Raw genomic sequence first — 17,862 nt, 5'->3', positions numbered from 1 at the left:
GTGCTGCTCAGACGGACTGCGAGAACCAGTGCAGGAACCAGCGCCGAGCGGCGATCGCGACCTCAGCCAGAGCGCCCGGTTCTTCGAACAGGTGCGTGGCTCCCGGCACCACGACGAACTCACTCGGGCCGTTCAGGCGCGCCTGTGCGCTGCGGTTGAGGTCGAGCACGATGGCGTCATCGCCGCCGACGATGAGCATGACGGGCGCCGATACGCTTTCGAGTCGGTCGCCGGCGAGGTCTGGGCGGCCGCCCCGCGAGACGATCGCCGTCACGGAGGATTCCGGTGCCGCCGCAGCCCACAGCGCCGCGCCGGCACCCGTGCTGGCGCCGAAGTATCCGATGGGGAGCCTCCGGATCCCTTCCGCGGTCCGGAGCCAATGCAGCGCGAGCACGAGCCGCTCTCCGAGTAAGGGGATGTCGAACACCTTCTCGCGGTGCGCCTCCTCCCGCGGCAGCAGGAGGTCCATGAGCAGCGTTCCGATGCCTGCTCGATTGAGCGCACCGGCTACCAGTCGGTTCCTGGGGCTCAAGCGGCTGCTTCCGCTCCCGTGGGCGAAGATCACGAATCCACTGGGGTCGGCAGGGAGGCCCATGGTCCCTGTGAGAGCGGCTCGACCCATGGGGACTTCGACCTCTGATGCTCGGATGCCGGTGCGTGCTCGCCACGGACGTCCCTCCACCCGCCGCCGCGCCTCGTCGACGAGGAGAATGACCTCCTCGTCGCTCGTCGCCGCGAACTCTGCATACGCCTGACCCACCGCGTAGAACGAGTCGGGGACCGTGGCGCAGATGACTCGATCGGCCGATCGAACACGGCGGGCAGCATCGTGAGGCCCGACCGGTGCCGCGAACACGACGCGGTCCGCGCCTCTCGCTCGAGCGGATCGACACGCAGCTTCGGCGGTGGCGCCAGTCGCCAGGCCGTCGTCGACCAGAATGGCGGTGCAACCGTCGAGGGAGCGAGGAGGCGCGTTCCGTCGCAGCAACTGCACGCGGTCGTTCAGCATTGCCAGTTCTCGTTGCTCGACTCGGGCGAGCTGCGAATAGTCAACGCCCAACTCCGAGATCAAGGTCTCGTGGAGCACTCTCGTGCCCCCCTCGGCGATAGCGCCCATGGCGAGTTCAGGCTGAAATGGTGCGCCGAGCTTTCGCACGACCACTACGTCAAGGGGGAGCTCCAACTCCTCAGCGACCACGGCCGCGACCGGCACCCCACCCCGAGGGAGTCCCAGGACGACGGCATTGTTGTCGCCGCGGAACTCGCGCAACTCGCTCAGCAACCGGTTCGCGCCGTCGATGCGGTCACGGAACATCCCATCAGCATGCCCGCTGGGTGAGCCGGTTCGGCGGGGCTTAGGTCCCTCGACCGGTCGATCCAGAAGCTCGTCACGACCGCCGCTGCGCCGCCTCGGCATCCGATTCGCCGACTGACAGCACGAGCGAACCGCTGGCAGTGCCACTACGGATCGATTCGACGGCGGTGTCGAGTGAGTCGAACCGCACTCGGGTGATGGTCGGTCGCAGTTGCAGGTTCGCTGCCAGATCCAGCAGCCTGCGGCCGTCATCGCGAGTGTTCGATGTCACGGTGCGCAGGTCTCGCTCTCGGAACAGGGTGCGCTGATACGACATCGACGGGATGTCGCTCATCTCGATACCGGCCAGCACGACGGTGCCGCCGCTTCGCGTCGCCTGGAGCGCCACCGGAACGAGCTCGCCGGCCGGCGCGAAGATGATCGCCGCATCCAACGGCTCGGGGGGAGCGGTCATCGCGTCCCCAACGAAGGCCGCCCCCAGTTCGCGCGCGAGTGCTCGGTTCTGCTCGCCCCGGGTCATGGCGAATACTCGGGCGCCCGCGGCGATGGCGAGCTGGGCGACGATGTGGGCGCTGGATCCGAAGCCGTAGAGGCCGAGGACCCCACCGGGCGGAAGCGCTGCTCGGCTCAGGGCTCGAAAGCCGATGATTCCGGCGCAGAGCAATGGTGCCACGGTCGCCGGATCAGCCGCGTCGGGAAGCTCGTAGATGAAGGCGGCCGGTGCGACGATGAACTCGGCGAACCCGCCATCGACGTCCCAGCCTGTGTACTGCGACCTCGGGCAGAGGTTCTCCGCTCCCGAACGGCACCACCGGCACTCTCCGCACGTGCGATGCAACCAGGGCACGCCGACGAGCGTCCCGATCGACGGCTCCTCCACGCCCGCCCCGAGGCTCGCCACTCGTCCGACGGCTTGATGCCCTGGGATGACGCGCTCACGATGCACCTGAAGTTCACGATCGATCACGTGGAGATCGGTGCGGCAGATGCCGCATACCTCGACGCGCACCAGCACCTCCCCGGGCCGCGGCGAAGGCACCCGCGTCTCCACAAGCTCGAGCTCACCTGGTGACGGGGTCGTGCGCCAACTCCGCATTGAGGTCACCACCGTCCGATTTCCAACTCGACGGACGCGGCCGGCCACCGCTTTCCGCGCGGGCCGGCTCGAGCCGACATCCCGCGAAGCTAGCGGCGAGCGGGGTGAACCTCCAGGCCCGAAAGTCCCTGTCGATGACGCCATGTCTCCTCGAGTCAGCCTCGCCGCGATTGAATGCCAGCTTGACCGAATGCCGAGTGGCACCCCCCATTCGGGGGGTAGACCGGGCCGCGGTCGGCGTGGGAGGGTGGCACGCATCCGGGGCCACCCACCCCGTTTGCCCGAACACGACGACGGCGCAAGACCACCCGAGGTCTGCAGCCACCCGAGGTCGTAGACCACTCGAGGTCGACGCGTCGCCGTAGCACTGCCCGCTGCCTGCACGACGGCAGCCCTTCGCAGACAGCAGTCTGCCCGCCTGCCAACCCGAATCGCAGGTACTCCGTGCGCGAAGCTTCGTTCCCGACCGTGCCGAACGATCCGACTGCGTCCAGAACGCAGCATGCGGGTCGCACCATCCTCGCGCTGCTCCTTGGAATCGCCATGGTGACCACCATGCTGTTCCAGACGAGCTCCCCATCGAGCGCCGCGGTGGACCCGTGCGGCACAGGCGGGAACCCCGTCGCCTGCGAGAACACGAAGCCTGGCACGCCGGCGAGCGTGTGGGACATCGACGGGGCGGGCGACCCGAGCATCCAAGGGTTCGCCACCGACATCAGCGTCAACGCGGGACAGCGCATCGATTTCAAGGTCGACACCAACGCGAGCGCTTACTCGCTCGAGATCTATCGCACGGGCTGGTACCAGGGCAACGGCGCCCGACTCATCACGACCATCCAGCCTTCCGCGCGACTGCCGCAAAGCCAGCCGCAGTGCATCAGGGACGTCGCGACCGAGCTCTACGACTGCGGCAACTGGGCCGTCTCGGCATCCTGGCAAGTGCCCTCCACCGCGGTCTCGGGCGTCTACGTCGCCCGTCTCAAGCGAGCGGACACCGGCGGCGACAGCCACATCATCTTCGTCGTGCGCAACGATGCGCGATCATCCGACATCCTGTTCCAGACTTCAGACACCACCTGGCAGGCGTACAACAGCTATGGCGGCTCGAGCTTCTACAAGGGCGGCGCCAATGGGCGCGCGTACAAGCTGAGCTACAACCGGCCCTTCAACACCCGTGAGGGCGTCACCAAGCGCGACTTCTACTTCTCGAGCGAGTACGCGCAGGTGCGCTTCCTCGAGCGCAACGGATACGACGTCAGCTACGCGAGCGGCATCGACTCCGACCGCTTCGGCGCCAACCTTCGCAATCACAAGGTCTTCCTCTCGGTCGGCCACGACGAGTACTGGTCGGGCCGGCAGCGAGCGAACGTCGAGGCTGCTCGCGCCGCCGGGGTCAACATGCAGTTCCTCACCGGCAACGAGATGTACTGGCGCGTGCGGTGGGAGCCGGCGGCATCCGCTGACCGCACGCAGTACCGCACACTCGTGTCGTACAAGGAGACCTGGAACGACGCCAAGATCGACCCGAGTGCGGAGTGGACGGGAACGTGGCGCGACCCGAGGTTCGCGTCGCAGGCGAACGGCGGTGGTCTGCCCGAGAACGCCCTCACCGGCACCATGTACCTGATCAACCACAGCGATCTCGCGCTGACCGTCTCAGCCGCCGAAGGCAAGTACCGCATGTGGCGGCACACGCCGCTCGCGTCGATGAGCGGCACGCAGACAGCGACGCTCGCCGCCCACACGGTCGGATACGAGTCGAACGAGGTGGTCGAGAACGGCTACAGCCCGCCCGGGCTCATCCGCATGTCGACTACGACCGGCGCGGTGCCCGAGGTGCTGCGCGATTTCGGCAACACTGTCACTCCTGGCACGACGAAGCACCACACGACGCTCTACCGAGCCTCGAGCGGAGCACTGGTGTTCTCCGCCGGCAGCGTGCAATGGGCGTGGGGGCTCGATCAGACGCATGACGGCGAGGGCGCTCCGGCCGACCCGCGGATGCAGCAGGCGCAGGTGAACCTGCTGGCCGATATGGGCGCGCAGCCGGCAACCCTGATGAACGGCCTCACGCAAGCCCAGCAGACGACCGACCGCACGCCGCCCACCGTGACGGTGAGCTCTCCCGTCAGCGGAGCGACCGTCGCGAACGGAACGCTCGTCACCGTCACCGGAACCGCAGCCGACTCGGGCGGAATCGTCGCCGGCGTCGAAGTCTCGACCGATGGCGGCACCACGTGGCGGGCGGCGACAGGCACCACCCAGTGGAGCTACAGCTACGTGCAGAGCGGCATGGGCGCCCAGAGCATCCGGGTGCGAGCGATCGACGACAGCGCCAACTACGCGTCCACGCCCGCGACGGTGCCGCTGCAGGTGACGGGGCCGTACAGCGTCTTCGGCGCCACCCAGCCCGCCACCGTCGACTCCGGCGACACCTCCGCAGTCGAGCTCGGGCTGCGCTTCACCACCCAGGTCGACGGCTTCATCTCGGGAGTTCGGTTCCACAAATCGGCCGCCAACCTCGGCACCCATGTTGGATCGCTCTGGGATGCCGCAGGCAACCGCCTCGCGACGGTCACCTTCTCGAACGAGACCGCCGCCGGCTGGCAGAGCGCCTTCTTCTCGACCCCGGTCGCCGTCGCCAAGGACACCACGTACGTCGTGTCGTACACGGCACCGCGCGGTCGCTACTCGATCGAGACCTACTACTGGCCGTACTCCGCGAAGGCCGCGCCGCCCTTCACGATCGCCTCGGGCTACGGTGCGCAGCCCGCCGGTGTCTACGGCAATGCGGGGACCTTCCCGAACCTGAGCTACCGCTTGGGCAACTACTTCGTCGACGCGATCTTCGACACCGCGGCGAACGTGCCGCTTGCCGCGGTCGGTCAGTGGCCGACTCCAGGCGCGACGGATGTGCCCGTCTCAACGCCAATCACCGCCCGCTTCTCCGCGGATGTGGTCGCCTCTTCGGTCGGCGCAACGGTGACCGACCAGTTGGGAGCCGCCGTTCAGGGCGCTGTCACCTACGACGCGGCCACACGCACGGTGCGCTTCACGCCGAGCGCCGCGCTGAAGGCCGGCACCACCTATACCGTCGTGCTCCGCGCGACCGGCACGAACGGCAGCGCCTTGGCGACGGGCGCCTCCTGGTCGTTCACGACGGTGACCGACGGAGGCGAGGCCGCGTGCCCGTGCACACTGTTCCCGCCGACAGCGACCCCCGCGATCCTCGAGGTCGCTGACAACGGCCCGGTCACCCTCGGGGTGAAGTTCACGCCGCTCACCGACGGCGCGATCGCCGGCATCCGCTTCTACAAGGGCGCAGGGAACACCGGCACCCACGTCGGCTCGCTGTGGAGCAGCGACGGCCGCGAACTGGGCTCCGCCACCTTCGTGAACGAGTCGGCGTCGGGCTGGCAGACCGTCTACTTCGGCACGCCGATCACCGTGCAGGCCGGAACGGAGTACATCGCCGCGTATCGCACGACGGTGGGCGCGTACTCGGCCACGCTCGGTGCGTTCGCCGACGCCGGCTTCACTCGCGGACCCCTGCGCGTCGGCGCCTCGGCGGGTGCGTTCACCTACAGTTCGGGCTTCCCGTCGTCGAGTTCCACCACGAACTACTTCGTCGACGTCGTGTACGTGAACAACACCACGAGCCCGCTCCCCGTGTCGGTCACGAGCAGCACCCCCGCAGCCGGGCAGACCGATGTGGCGCCCTCGACGGCGGTGTCGGCGCGGCTCTCGGCAGACCCGGCCAGCACGCCGACCATCACGCTGACCGGCCCCGCCGGCCCGGTCGCGGGAACCACCAGGTGGGATGCCGCGAACCGCACGATCAGCTTCACACCGAGCGCCGCGCTCGAGTGGTCGACGCGCTACCAGGCGACCGTCTCGATCGGCGGCTCGACGCCGACGGGCGGAACCTGGTCGTTCACGACGGCTGCTCCGCCCGCCTGGAACGGACAGTTCAGCCTGCTCGGCGACGCGACGCCGGTGACATCGGCAGTGACCGATGACACCGCAGCCGTGGAACTCGGCATGGCCTTCTCGGTGACGCAGGCCGGCATGGTCACCGGCATCCGCTTCTACAAGGGCAGTGGCAACGGCGGCACGCACGTCGGGTCGCTGTGGGCGGCGGACGGCACGCGTCTCGCGCAGGTAACCTTCGCGAACGAGACGGCGAGCGGCTGGCAGACCGCCATGCTCTCGCAGCCCGTCACGCTCTCGCCCGGTCAGCGGTACGTCGTGTCGTACTACGCCCCGCAGGGCCGCTACGCGGTGACCTCCGACTACTTCTCGACGCAGCGGTCGAATGGGCCGATCATCGCCGACACGGTCGTGAACGGACGATTCCGCTACGGCGCTGGCGGCGGGTTCCCCGAGAACGTGTGGAAGTCGTCGAACTACTTCGTCGACATCGTCTTCGCGACCGGCACGACGGCACCGCCGCCAGAGACACCGATCTCGGTCTCGAGCACCACCCCCGCTCGGGACGCGACCGGAGTGTCACCGTCGGCGTCGGTCTCCGCCACGCTCAGCGCCGTCAGTGCATCGGGAACCCCGACGCTCGCGGTGACCGATCCCAACGGAAGCGCCGTCGCCGGCACGTCGACCTGGAACGCCACGACCCGCACGGTCAGCTTCACTCCGGCGGCGCCGCTCGCCTGGGCGACCCGCTACACGGCGAGGGTGGCGATCGCCGGCGCTGAAGTGAGCGGTGGCAACTGGTCGTTCACCACCGCGACAGCGCCGCAGCCGAGCGGCACGTTCACGCTGCACGGCAACACGACGCCGCAGACCCTCAGCGTCAACGAGCCCGCGTCGGTCGAACTCGGCATGGTGTTCTCGGTGTCGCAGCCGGGCTCTGTCACCGGCATCCGGTTCTACAAGGGGTCGCTGAACACCGGAACGCACACTGGAACGCTGTGGAACTCCGCCGGCACCGCGCTCGCTCGAGTGACCTTCACGAACGAGACAGCGACGGGCTGGCAGACCGCGAATCTCGCAACGCCGGTGGCGCTGACACCGGGTGAGCGGTACGTCGTCTCGTACTTCGCCCCCAACGGCGGCTACTCGTACACGACCGGGTACTTCAGCACCCAGCGCACGAGCGGCCCGATCACCGCCGAGACCTCGCAGAACGGCCGGTTCCGCTACGGCAGCTCGAGCGGATTCCCGACGGGAAGCTGGAACGCCTCGGCGTACTTCGTCGACGTGGTGTTCGTGACCGGCGGGCAGACGCCGGCACCCGAACCGACCCCGGAGCCGACGCCGACCCCCGAACCCACACCGACGCCCGAGCGGACGCCCACCCCTGAACCGACGCCTGAGCCGACACCGGTGACGATGACGGCGACGAGCCCGACCTCGAACGCGACCGGCGTTGCGCCGACCGACGTCATCACCGCGACCCTAAGCGGAGTCGGAACCCGCGCGCCGTCACTCGCGCTGACCGGACCGGCAGGGGCCGTCGCGGGAGAGAGCGCGTGGGACTCGGCGAAGTCGACGCTCTCGTTCACCCCGACGAACCCGCTCGAGTGGCGCACGGTCTACCGGGCGACAGTGTCGATCGACGGCGCAGCGCTGAGCGGAGCCTCCTGGTCGTTCACCACCGCCGATCCGCCGCCGACCGTCGATGTCGTCTCGCTGTTCCCGCCCAACAGCGTGCCCCAGCACCCGGCCTGGGACGATACCGCCTCGGTGCAAGTCGCCCTGAGATTCGTGGCGCAAGTGCCCGGCGCGGTGACCGGCGTGCGCTTCTACAAGGGAGCCGCGAACACCGGCACTCACACGGGCTACCTCTGGAACATCAACGGCGGCCGACTGGCCGAAGTGCAGTTCGTCGATGAGACCGCCGAGGGCTGGCAGACCGCCATGTTCGGTTCCCCAGTGATGTTGCAGGCCGGAACGGAGTACCGGATCGGCCTGCACAGTTCCACCGGCCGCTACGCGGTCACCCTGAACGGACTCAAGGACCCCGTGGTGAACGGTCCGCTCTCGAGTCCTGCCATGGGCGGCGCGTACGTGTATGGCACCGATTACCCGGGCGCGCCCACGCCCCACAACTTCTGGGTCGACGTGCTGTTCGATCCATCCGGCTGATTGCGTTGGCGCTCCTCGTCCACGAACACCCGAATTCTGGAGCAGGAAGACATGCCCGACAGAAGAACCATCGCCGTGATCGGCGCCGGCTACTGGGGCCCGAACCTCGCCCGCAACTTCAAGGCGAACCCCGATTGGGAACTGGCCGCCATCTGCGATCTCGACCGTGAACGCGCGCAGCGCGTCGCCGACGCGGTCGGGGGAGCGGCAGTCGTCACCAGCCTCGACGAGGTACTGGCGGATGCCGCGATCGACGCCGTCGCGATCGCCACTCCCGCGCGCACCCATCACGACGTCGTGTGCGCCGCGCTCGCCGCAGGCAAGCACGTGGTGGTCGAGAAGCCGCTCGCCGACTCGCGCGAACTCGGCGAGCGCATGGTGCGCGCGGCGGCCGAGCGCGGCCTGGTGCTGATGACCGACCACACCTACTGCTACACGCCGGCGGTGATGCGCATACGCCAACTCATCGAGGAGGGCGAACTCGGCGACATCCTGTTCGTCGACTCCGTTCGCATCAATCTCGGACTCATCCAACCCGACGTCGACGTGTTCTGGGACCTCGCGCCGCACGACCTCTCGGTGCTCGATTTCATCCTGCCCGGAGGGCTTCGACCGAAATCGGTTTCCGCTCAGGGCGCCGACCCGCTGGGTGCCGGCAAAGCGTGCATCGGATACCTGTCGCTTCCCTTCGGTAACGGATCGATCGCGCATGTTCACGTCAACTGGCTGAGCCCGACAAAGATTCGGCAGATGGTCATCGGCGGCACCAAGCGCACGCTGGTCTGGGATGACCTCAACCCGCAACAGCGCCTGAGCATCTACGACCGTGGGGTCGACATCGATCGCCAATCGGCCGCCACCGCCGAGCGGCGTGCGGCCACCGTGTCGTACCGGCTCGGCGACACCTGGTCGCCCGCGCTGCCCGAGCACGAGGCGCTCGCCGCGATGGCATCCGAGTTCGCCGCCGCGATCTCCGAAGGGCGTCCAGCGCGAACCGATGGGCACGCGGGAATGCGAGTGCTCAGCGTGCTGGATGCCGCAGCCATCAGTCTCCGTGCCGCCGGCGCCGCAGTGCCGGTCGACGCCGGTCATGCCTCACCATCGAATCGCTCACCCCTGGAGGTTGTCGCATGACCGAGATCCGCGGAGCCAGAGTGCTCGTCACCGGGGGTGCGGGCACGGTCGGCTCGACGCTCGTCGACCAGCTCGTCGACGCCGGTGCTGAGCACATCGACGTGCTCGACAACCTCGTTCGCGGCCGTCTCGCGAACCTCGAGCCGGCGTTCGAGAGCGGCCGGGTGCGGCTCATCGAGGGCGACCTGAGAGATCGCGAACTCGTCGACGAGCTGGTGAGGGGCAAAGATCTCGTGTTCCATCAGGCCGCCATTCGCATCACCCAGTGCGCCGAAGACCCGCGGCTCGCTCTCGAGGTGCTCGTCGACGGCACGTTCAACGTCATCGAATCAGCGGCCCGGCACCGGGTCGGCAAGCTCATCGCCGCTTCGAGCGCCTCGGTCTACGGAATGGCAGAGCAGTTCCCCACCCCCGAGAGTCACCATCACAACGCCAACGACACCTTCTACGGCGCGGCGAAGTCGTTCAACGAGGGCATGATCCGCTCGTTCCGTGCGATGACCGGGCTGGATGCCGTCGTGCTCCGCTATTTCAACGTCTACGGCCCTCGCATGGACGTGCACGGCGCGTACACCGAGGTGCTGGTGCGCTGGATGGAACGCATCGCAGATGGGGAGCCGCCGCTCATCTTCGGCGACGGTCGACAGACGATGGACTTCGTCTTCACACGCGATATCGCCCGGGCGAATCTGATGGCCGCCACCAGCGCTGTGACCGACGGCGTCTACAACATCGCGAGCGGCACCGAGACGAGCCTGCTCGAGCTCGCGCAGGCGCTGCTGCGGGTGATGGGCTCCGATCTCGACGTCGAGCACGGGCCCGAGCGGGCGGTGAACGGCGTCGTGCGAAGGCTCGCCGATACTTCCGCCGCACGACGCGACCTCGGCTTCGAGGCGCAGGTGGGTCTGGAGCAGGGCCTCCGTGAGCTCGTCGAGTGGTGGGCTCCGCTGCGAGATGAGATCGCTGCGGGCCGGAAGGTGAGTGCGTGATGTCGCGCATCAACGTGATGAAGCCGTGGATGGGGCCCGAGGAGGTGGCTGCGGTCACGGAGGTGATCGAGAGCGGCTGGGTCGCGCAGGGCCCGCGCGTCGCCGAATTCGAGCAGGAGTTCGCGGCCGCGATGCAGGCTGAGCACGCCGTGGCCACCTCGAACTGCACGACAGCGCTGCACCTGGCGCTCATCGTCGCCGGCGTCGAGCCGGGCGACGAGGTCGTGGTGCCGTCGTTCTCGTTCATCGCGACGACGAACGCCCCCACCTATGTGGGCGCACAGCCGGTGTTCGCTGACGTCGACGCGCTCACGGGAAACCTCACGGCAGCGACGATCGAACCCCGGCTCACCGACAGAACGCGCGCGGTGATCGTTGCGGATCAGGGCGGGGTGCCCGCCGATCTGGAGTCGATCCGGTCGCTCTGCGACCGGCGGGGCATCGTGGTGATCGAGGATGCCGCATGCGGTGCCGGATCTCAGTACCTGGGCCGCCCGGTCGGTGCCGGTGCGGAGCTTGCGGCATGGTCGTTCCACCCGCGCAAGCTGCTCACCACGGGGGAGGGCGGCATGCTCACGACCTCTCGCGCCGACTGGGCGGAGCGGGCCCGACGGTTGCGCGAGCACGCCATGAGCGTCTCGGCCGCAGAGCGCCACGCATCAGTGCTGCCGCCCGCCGAGCAGTACGACGAGATCGGGTTCAACTTCCGCATGACCGACCTGCAGGCGGCGCTTGGGCTCGTGCAGCTGCAGAAGCTGCCCGCGATCGTGGCCCGTCGGCGAGAGCTGGCGGCGCAGTACGCCGAGCGGCTTACGGGCGTTCCCGGCATCCGTCTGGTCGCCGATCCGATCTTCGGAACGAGCAACTTCCAGTCGCTCTGGGCGGAGATCGGCGACGATTACCCGCTCGACCGCGAGGGGCTGCTCGAGCACCTCGCGGCTGCCGGAGTGTCTGCGCGTCGCGGCATCATGGCCGCGCACCGGCAGCCCGCGTATGCGGGAGGAGCGTCGCAGCGGGCGCCGTTGCCCGTCACCGAGCGCCTGACCGATCGCACCGTCATCCTGCCCCTGTACCACCAGATGACCGAAGCCGAGCTGGCGACCGTGATCAAGGCGATCTTCGCACCGGTGGGAGCGCTCGCGCATGGCTGAGCTGCTGCTGGTCGCAGCGAGCGGTCTGGCGCGAGAGGCTCTCGCGTCGATCCGCAGAACGGGGGAGCACGATGTGCTCGGCTACCTCGACGACGACCCGGCGAAGGTCGGGCTGAAGCTCGACGGCCTGCCGGTGCTCGGCCCGCTCGAGGTCGCGCGCGAGTATCCGGATGCACGCCTGCTGCTGTGCGCAGGCAAGGGAAGGGCGCGCAGCTCACTCGATGATCGGCTGATCGCGCAGGGCCGCACCGACGACGACTACGTGACCGTGATCGACCGGGGCGCCTCCGTCGCGGCCGGATGCGACATCCGCCCGGGCAGCATTCTGCTCGCCGGTGTGGTGTTGACCACCAATGTCTCAGTCGGCAGGCACGTCGTCGCCATGCCGAACGCCGTGCTGACGCATGACGTGCTCATCGAGTCGTACGCGACGCTCTGCGCGGGCGTGGTGCTCGGCGGAAACGTGTGGATCGGCGAGGGCGCGTACCTCGGGATGAACTGCGGGGTTCGCGAGAACGTGCGGGTCGGCAAGCACTCGGTGCTCGGCATGGGCGCGGTGCTCACCCGCGACCTGCCGCCGGGGGAGATCTGGGCCGGAGTGCCGGCGCGGCCACTCGAGGTGCCCATGGTGGTCACACCGTGACTGACCAGGGCGGGGTGGCGAGCGACAGCGCCATGAGTCGGGGGAGACGATGAGGATTCGGATGCCGCGGCCCGCCGCCGCGCCCGGGACGATCACGGTCGTGATCCCCTGCTACAACTACGGCCACTACCTGCCCCACGCGGTCGAGAGCGTGCTCTCGCAGCACGACGTCGACGCCCGAGTCATCATCGTCGACGACGCCTCACCGGACGGTTCGGCGACCGTCGCTCAGGCGCTCGCCGATCGGCATCCGGAGCGAGTGCGCGTGCTGCTGCACACGCGGAACCTCGGGCACATCGCCACCTACAACGATGGCCTCGCACTGGTCGACACCGAGTTCGTGACCCTGGTCTCGGCCGATGACGTGATCGCCGACGGGGCGCTCGGGCGCGCGACGAGGCTGATGCAGGCCCACCCACAAGTGGGGTTGGTCTACGGCCACGCGGCTTCCTTCGAAGATGACGGCGACCGAAGCCACGCCGACGAGTTCTCCCCGCCGCACCGGCCGCTCCCCGAGACCTGGTCGATCTGGCACGGCCACGAGTGGATCGAGTGGTCGGTGCGGCGGGGACGCAACTTCATCCTCTCGCCCGAGGCTGTGCTGCGCACCGACGCGATGCACCAGGCCGGGGGATACGACCCGGCTCTGCCTCATTCCGGCGATCTGCACTACTGGCTCAGGGTGGCGGCGCACTGGGATGTCGGCAGGGTCAACGGGAGCCCCCAGGCCTGGTACCGGGTGCACGGCGGCAATATGCACCTCACCACGTTCGCCACCATGGCGGTCGATCTGCGGCACAGGCTGGCCGCGTTCAACGCGTTGACCGACCCGGACCTCGACCTCGAAGACGCCGACGAGCTGCTGGAGCGGGCCAGGCGGGCGCTCGCGCGCGAGGCGCTGCTGATCGCGGCCCGCAGTCTCGACGCCGGGGATCCGGCTGAGGCGGTGGCGCCGCTCCGGCAGGTCGCTGCTGAGATCTCCGCTGCGTCGGCACAATCTCGGCGTGCCCGACTGCTCGGCCGGCGCATCGCCCGGCAATCGCGCGGGATGCCGCCTGCCACCGCTCAGCGCGCCCTCGAGCACGGGCGCCGTCAGCTCGATCGCGTGCGCTGGCGCATCTGGGAGACGGCAGGCATCTCGTGACGGGCGTACGTGACGGGCGTGGTGATCAGGCGACGCTGGCCGCCCGCATCCGCCGTGGCTCGTTCTGGGGCGGGGTCAACATCGCGCTCTCGCGCACGTTGCAGTTCGTCACCACCCTCATCGTCGCGCGCATCATCGCGCCCGACGAGTTCGGCGCACTCGCGGTCGCCCTCGTCGCTCAGACGATCGCATTGAACATCACCGAGCTCGGCACGACGGCTGCGATCGCGCGCGGCGATCGAGACCCCGACCGCATCGCGCCCACGGTGTTCACGATCTCGCTCGTCACCGGCGCGGTGCTGACGACCGCCATGGTGCTCGTCGCCCCCTGGCTCTCGGCCGCCCTCGGCGATCCATCCGCGACGCCGGTGGTTCAGGTCATGGCGATCAGCGTGATGCTCGCGAGCTTTGCCTCAGTGCCGACCGCGCTCGTGTGGCGCGACTTCCTGCAGCGCCAGCGCGTCATCGTCGATCTGACGGCGATTCTCGTGACCCTCGCACTCGTCGTCCCGCTCGCACTCGCCGGCTGGGGCGCCATGGCGCTTGCCTGGTCGCGTGTGGCGGGGCAGCTCGTCTCGACCATCGGCTACTGGATCGTCACGCCGCGCCGCTACCTGCCGGGCTGGAACCGTGCCGAGCTGTCGTTCCTCATGCGGCTCGGGATGCCGCTCGCGCTCTCGAACCTCGTCGCGTTCGTCATGCTCAACGTCGACTACATCGTGGTCGGCCGGATGCTGGGCCCCGAGCAGTTGGGCCTCTATCTCCTCGCGTTCAACCTCGCAGCCCTCCCCAGCACCGTCATCACGACCATGATCCGAACGGTCGCCGTTCCCGCGTTCGGCCGGTTGCACGCTGCGGGAACGCTCGGCGAGCTCGTACCCCAGTTCATCCGAGGCGTCGCGTGGATCACCTTCCCGATCTGCGCACTGGTGGCGGCGCTGGGCGCCCCGCTCATGCACGCTCTCTACGGCGAGCGGTGGCTGCCCGGAGCGGTGGCGCTGCTGGGGCTCGGCGTGTTCGCGGCATCCCGCATCCTCTCCGAGCTGTTCGCCGACCTCGCCGTCGGCGCAGGCCAGACGCGCGGACTCCTCTGGGTGCAAGTGCTGTGGATCATCGCGCTGGCGCCGGCGATGATCGCCGGCGTCGCCGGCTGGGGCATCGCCGGAGCCGGCTACGCGCACGCGGCGGTCTGCTGGTTCGTCGTCGTGCCCGCATACCTATGGCTGCTCGCTCGCATCGCCGATGTGCCGGTGAGTGCTCAACTGCGGGCGTTCTCGCCGCTGCTGCTCGCGGCGCTCGCGGCGGGCGCAGTGGCGGCGTGGGCCGGCTCGTTGATCGACTCGCCCTGGGCAGCCCTCATCGTCGCGGGCTGCTCAGGGCTCGCGGCGTACCTGCTGCTCACGGCACAAGTCGCCAAATCGGTGGTCCGCTCGATCAAGGAGGCTCGGTGATCCGGTCGCGCTTCAAGCAGTTGCGTCGTGTGCTGCAGGCTGATGGTGTTGCCGGCGTGCGCCGGAGACTGGTGCGGGTCGCGCATCGGATGCTGGGCGAAGCGGGGGAGCCGTTCCCGCTGCACCCCGACGACGTCGCGGATGCGGCGCAATTGGTGCCCACGGCACCCCCTGTCGTGACCGGCCGGCCACTGCGCATCGCGTGGATCACCACTCCGCCAGGGGCAGGGTCGGGCGGGCACACCACCATGCTGCGCATGGTCGAAGGGCTCGAGCAGGCGGGGCACTCGACGGCGCTGGTGCTGTACGACGTGTTCCGGGGTGACCGGGCGGCGCACGAGACGGTGATCCGGCAGCACTGGCCGCGTGTGCGAGCCGAGGTGCGAGATGCGGCCGAGGGATTCGGTGTCGCGGATGTCTGGATCGCGACGTCGTGGCAGACAGCGCATGTGCTCGCCAGCCGGCCGCACCTGACCGGTCACCGCATGTACTTCGTGCAGGACTATGAGCCGTGGTTCTATCCCCACGGCGCGCTGTATGCGCTCGCCGAGGAGACGTACCGGTTCGGGTTCACCGGCATCACGGCCGGAGCCTGGCTCGCAGGCCTGCTCAGCGATCGGTTCGGCATGCACTGCTCGCACTTCGAGTTCGGCGCCGACACCGATGTGTACCGCGTGCGCAACCTCGGCGACCGCGACGGGGTGGTCTTCTACAGCAAACCTGGGGTCGCGAGGCGCGGTCACGAACTCGGCGTGCTCGCGCTGCAGCGGTTCGCCAGCATGCACCCTGAAGCGCGCATCCACTTCTTCGGCGACTCGCCCGGCGATCTTCCCTTCGACGCGGTCGACCATGGACGCATCACCCCGCGCGAGCTCGACGAGCTGTACAACCGATGCCGCGTGGGGCTCAGCCTGTCGTTCTCCAACGTGTCGCTGATCCCCTGGGAACTGTTGGCCAGCGGAGTCAGACCGGTCGTCAACGAGGCCGACCACAACCGCATCGTGCTTCGGAACGAGCACGTCGCGTGGGCGCCGCCGACGCCCGGCGGACTCGCGCGAGCACTTGACAGTGCCTGGCGCTCGTGGCGGGCCCCGAGCACGCCGCAATCGCTTGCCGAATCGGTCGCCGAGCAGACATGGCGCGATCCGTCCCGAGCCGTGACCGACTTCATCGAACGGAGCATCTTCGCATGAGCCTTGTGAGTGAGCGCGCGGCCGTCGCCGCCGACATCCCATTCGTCGACCTCGCTGCCCAGCAGGCCGAGATCATGCCCGACATCGAGCCGCTCGTGCTCGAACTGCTGCGTTCGGGAGCGTTCATCGGCGGCGCGGCGGTCACGGATTTCGAGCGCGCGTACGCGGCATCCGTGGGTGTGAAGCACTGCGTGGGCGTCGCGAACGGAACCGATGCGCTGCACCTGGCGCTTCGAGCATCGGGGATCGGCCCCGGTGACGAGGTGATCGTGCCGGCCAACACGTTCATCGCCACCGCGGAGGCCGTGAGTCTCGCCGGCGCGACGCCCGTGCTGGTGGATGTCGACCCGGTGCATCTGCTCATCGACCCGGATGCCGTCGCCGCCGCCGTGACCGCGCGAACCCGCGCCATCATTCCGGTGCACCTCTACGGCCAGGTCGCGCCGGTCGAAGCGCTGGAGCCGATCGCGGAGTGCGCGGGCGCGCTGATCATCGAGGACGCGGCGCAGGCACAGGGGGCCGCGAGGCACGGACGTGGTGCTGGATCGTTGGGGGCGATCGCGGGCACGAGCTTCTACCCGGGGAAGAACCTCGGTGCGGCGGGCGATGCGGGAGCGGTGACCACCGATGATGAGGAACTCGCCGATCGGGTGCGGCTGATCGGCGGGCACGGCTCGCGCGTGAAGTACGAGCATGAGACCGTCGGCACGAACTCGCGGCTCGACGCATTGCAGGCGATCGTGCTGAACGCGAAGCTCGAGCGACTCGCTGGGTGGAACGAGGCGCGGCGCGCGGCTGCGGCGAGGTACGCCGAGTTGTTGGCGGGCACCGCGGTGCGGATTCCCGAGTCGATGCCCGGCAATGTCCACGTGTGGCATCTGTACGTCGTGCGCGTGCAGGATCGCGCGAGGGCCATTGAGGCACTCGGGCGCGCCGGCATTGGAACCGGCATCCACTATCCGACGCCGGTGCACCTCACGGAGGCGTACCGCTCCCTCGGGTACGAACGCGGAGCGTTTCCGGTCGCGGAGCGCGCCGCGGAAGAGATCCTCTCTCTGCCGATGTTCCCGCATCTCACGGCGGCGCAACAGGAGCGCGTGGCGGAGGTGCTGCTCGGGGCGGTGGGGTGAGCAAGGTCGATTGAGGGCTTCAGCAAGGCCCTTCGACGCGGATATTTGCCCCGCGCCAACGAGACTGTCGCACTTCCGCGTGGGATGACGGCAACTCAGTTCCAATCGTGAACCTAGCTCAAATGGCCGCGGTTGCCCTAGGGTGACGCTCATGCTGGGGGAGATCAATGAAGCTCTCGGGTACGTCACGGACTGGACGCCGTTCGTTCTGCTCGGCGTGCTCGGGCTCTTCGCCTGCATCGGCGCGGTGACGTCGCTTCGCTGGCTGATCCGGCTGGAGTACCAGGCGGCGAACCGTCGAGTCGCTCGACAGCGCGCCGAGTATCAGCGGCGCAGGCCGCCCGGGAACGCTCCGGGGCTCGTCCACAGGACGAAGCCCGACCAGTCTCCGCAGCCGGTGATGCCGCTGAGGAATGGGCCGGGACCTCGCGACTGGTCGCCGTTGCAGCACTGACTCTGGGGACGTTGTCTCACGCCTTCTTGTGTTGCCCGCACGCACCGTCTCCTCCAC

The 17,862-nt window shown here is 68.8% G+C and carries 12 protein-coding genes; 10 read left to right on the top strand and 2 right to left on the bottom strand.

Going from position 1 to position 17,862, the window contains the following annotated elements; translation table 11 throughout:
• Positions 1-7: 7 nt before the first annotated feature.
• Both ABV606_RS02300 and ABV606_RS02295 read right to left on the bottom strand, forming a co-directional pair.
• Positions 8-1,315: a phosphoribosyltransferase family protein gene (locus tag ABV606_RS02300; protein ID WP_353988196.1), complete on the bottom strand. Its 1,308-nt coding sequence runs from the start codon at positions 1,313-1,315 to the stop codon at positions 8-10.
• Positions 1,316-1,388: 73 nt separating this feature from the next.
• Positions 1,389-2,411, bottom strand: coding sequence for a zinc-dependent alcohol dehydrogenase family protein (locus ABV606_RS02295; RefSeq protein WP_353988195.1), 1,023 nt, complete (start codon positions 2,409-2,411; stop codon positions 1,389-1,391).
• 444 nt (positions 2,412-2,855) lie between these two features.
• Here ABV606_RS02295 and ABV606_RS02290 point away from each other — a divergent pair, with 444 nt between their 5' ends.
• The 10 genes from ABV606_RS02290 (at position 2,856) to ABV606_RS02245 (ending at position 17,805) form a co-directional block, all read left to right on the top strand.
• Complete coding sequence (locus tag ABV606_RS02290; protein WP_353988194.1) at positions 2,856-8,516, top strand: DUF4082 domain-containing protein; 5,661 nt, start codon at positions 2,856-2,858, stop codon at positions 8,514-8,516.
• 51 nt (positions 8,517-8,567) lie between these two features.
• Positions 8,568-9,650 (top strand): Gfo/Idh/MocA family protein, encoded by a 1,083-nt coding sequence (locus ABV606_RS02285; protein WP_281487383.1) that lies wholly within the window; start codon positions 8,568-8,570, stop codon positions 9,648-9,650.
• Entirely contained in the window at positions 9,647-10,639 is a 993-nt protein-coding gene (locus ABV606_RS02280) for an NAD-dependent epimerase/dehydratase family protein (RefSeq protein WP_281487384.1), read from the top strand. The genes ABV606_RS02285 and ABV606_RS02280 overlap by 4 nt, the downstream gene beginning before the upstream one ends.
• The gene (locus ABV606_RS02275; protein ID WP_353988193.1) at positions 10,639-11,790 is read left to right on the top strand and encodes a DegT/DnrJ/EryC1/StrS family aminotransferase; all 1,152 of its coding nucleotides are present in this window, start codon (positions 10,639-10,641) and stop codon (positions 11,788-11,790) included. The genes ABV606_RS02280 and ABV606_RS02275 overlap by 1 nt, the downstream gene beginning before the upstream one ends.
• A complete protein-coding gene (locus ABV606_RS02270; protein ID WP_353988192.1) occupies positions 11,783-12,433 on the top strand; it encodes a NeuD/PglB/VioB family sugar acetyltransferase in 651 nt (216 codons plus the stop codon). Before ABV606_RS02275 ends, ABV606_RS02270 begins: the two co-directional genes overlap by 8 nt.
• 61 nt (positions 12,434-12,494) lie before the next feature.
• Positions 12,495-13,577, top strand: coding sequence for a glycosyltransferase family 2 protein (locus ABV606_RS02265; protein WP_353988191.1), 1,083 nt, complete (start codon positions 12,495-12,497; stop codon positions 13,575-13,577).
• Complete coding sequence (locus ABV606_RS02260) at positions 13,574-15,028, top strand: lipopolysaccharide biosynthesis protein (RefSeq protein ID WP_353988190.1); 1,455 nt, start codon at positions 13,574-13,576, stop codon at positions 15,026-15,028. Before ABV606_RS02265 ends, ABV606_RS02260 begins: the two co-directional genes overlap by 4 nt.
• Positions 15,025-16,221: a rhamnosyltransferase WsaF family glycosyltransferase gene (locus ABV606_RS02255; protein ID WP_353988189.1), complete on the top strand. Its 1,197-nt coding sequence runs from the start codon at positions 15,025-15,027 to the stop codon at positions 16,219-16,221. The genes ABV606_RS02260 and ABV606_RS02255 overlap by 4 nt, the downstream gene beginning before the upstream one ends.
• Positions 16,218-17,351, top strand: coding sequence for a DegT/DnrJ/EryC1/StrS family aminotransferase (locus tag ABV606_RS02250; RefSeq protein WP_353988188.1), 1,134 nt, complete (start codon positions 16,218-16,220; stop codon positions 17,349-17,351). Before ABV606_RS02255 ends, ABV606_RS02250 begins: the two co-directional genes overlap by 4 nt.
• A 151-nt stretch (positions 17,352-17,502) precedes the next feature.
• The gene (locus tag ABV606_RS02245; RefSeq protein ID WP_353988187.1) at positions 17,503-17,805 is read left to right on the top strand and encodes a hypothetical protein; all 303 of its coding nucleotides are present in this window, start codon (positions 17,503-17,505) and stop codon (positions 17,803-17,805) included.
• The last annotated feature ends 57 nt before the right edge of the window (positions 17,806-17,862 follow it).

This window comes from Ruicaihuangia caeni, from assembly GCF_040536845.1.
Lineage (GTDB): Bacteria > Actinomycetota > Actinomycetes > Actinomycetales > Microbacteriaceae > Ruicaihuangia > Ruicaihuangia caeni.
The sequence above is the reverse complement of the archived record's forward strand: the minus strand, read 5'-3'. Positions and strand labels throughout refer to the sequence as shown.

What these genes read in the sequence shown, in the direction of transcription:
- ABV606_RS02300 (WP_353988196.1), bottom strand. Translation starts at nt 1,315, where the DNA reads ATGTTCCGTGACCGCATCGACGGCGCGAACCGGTTGCTGAGCGAGTTG.
- ABV606_RS02295 (WP_353988195.1), bottom strand. Translation starts at nt 2,411, where the DNA reads ATGCGGAGTTGGCGCACGACCCCGTCACCAGGTGAGCTCGAGCTTGTG.
- ABV606_RS02285 (WP_281487383.1), top strand. Translation starts at nt 8,568, where the DNA reads ATGCCCGACAGAAGAACCATCGCCGTGATCGGCGCCGGCTACTGGGGC.
- ABV606_RS02280 (WP_281487384.1), top strand. Translation starts at nt 9,647, where the DNA reads ATGACCGAGATCCGCGGAGCCAGAGTGCTCGTCACCGGGGGTGCGGGC.
- ABV606_RS02275 (WP_353988193.1), top strand. Translation starts at nt 10,639, where the DNA reads ATGTCGCGCATCAACGTGATGAAGCCGTGGATGGGGCCCGAGGAGGTG.
- ABV606_RS02270 (WP_353988192.1), top strand. Translation starts at nt 11,783, where the DNA reads ATGGCTGAGCTGCTGCTGGTCGCAGCGAGCGGTCTGGCGCGAGAGGCT.
- ABV606_RS02265 (WP_353988191.1), top strand. Translation starts at nt 12,495, where the DNA reads ATGCCGCGGCCCGCCGCCGCGCCCGGGACGATCACGGTCGTGATCCCC.
- ABV606_RS02250 (WP_353988188.1), top strand. Translation starts at nt 16,218, where the DNA reads ATGAGCCTTGTGAGTGAGCGCGCGGCCGTCGCCGCCGACATCCCATTC.
- ABV606_RS02245 (WP_353988187.1), top strand. Translation starts at nt 17,503, where the DNA reads ATGCTGGGGGAGATCAATGAAGCTCTCGGGTACGTCACGGACTGGACG.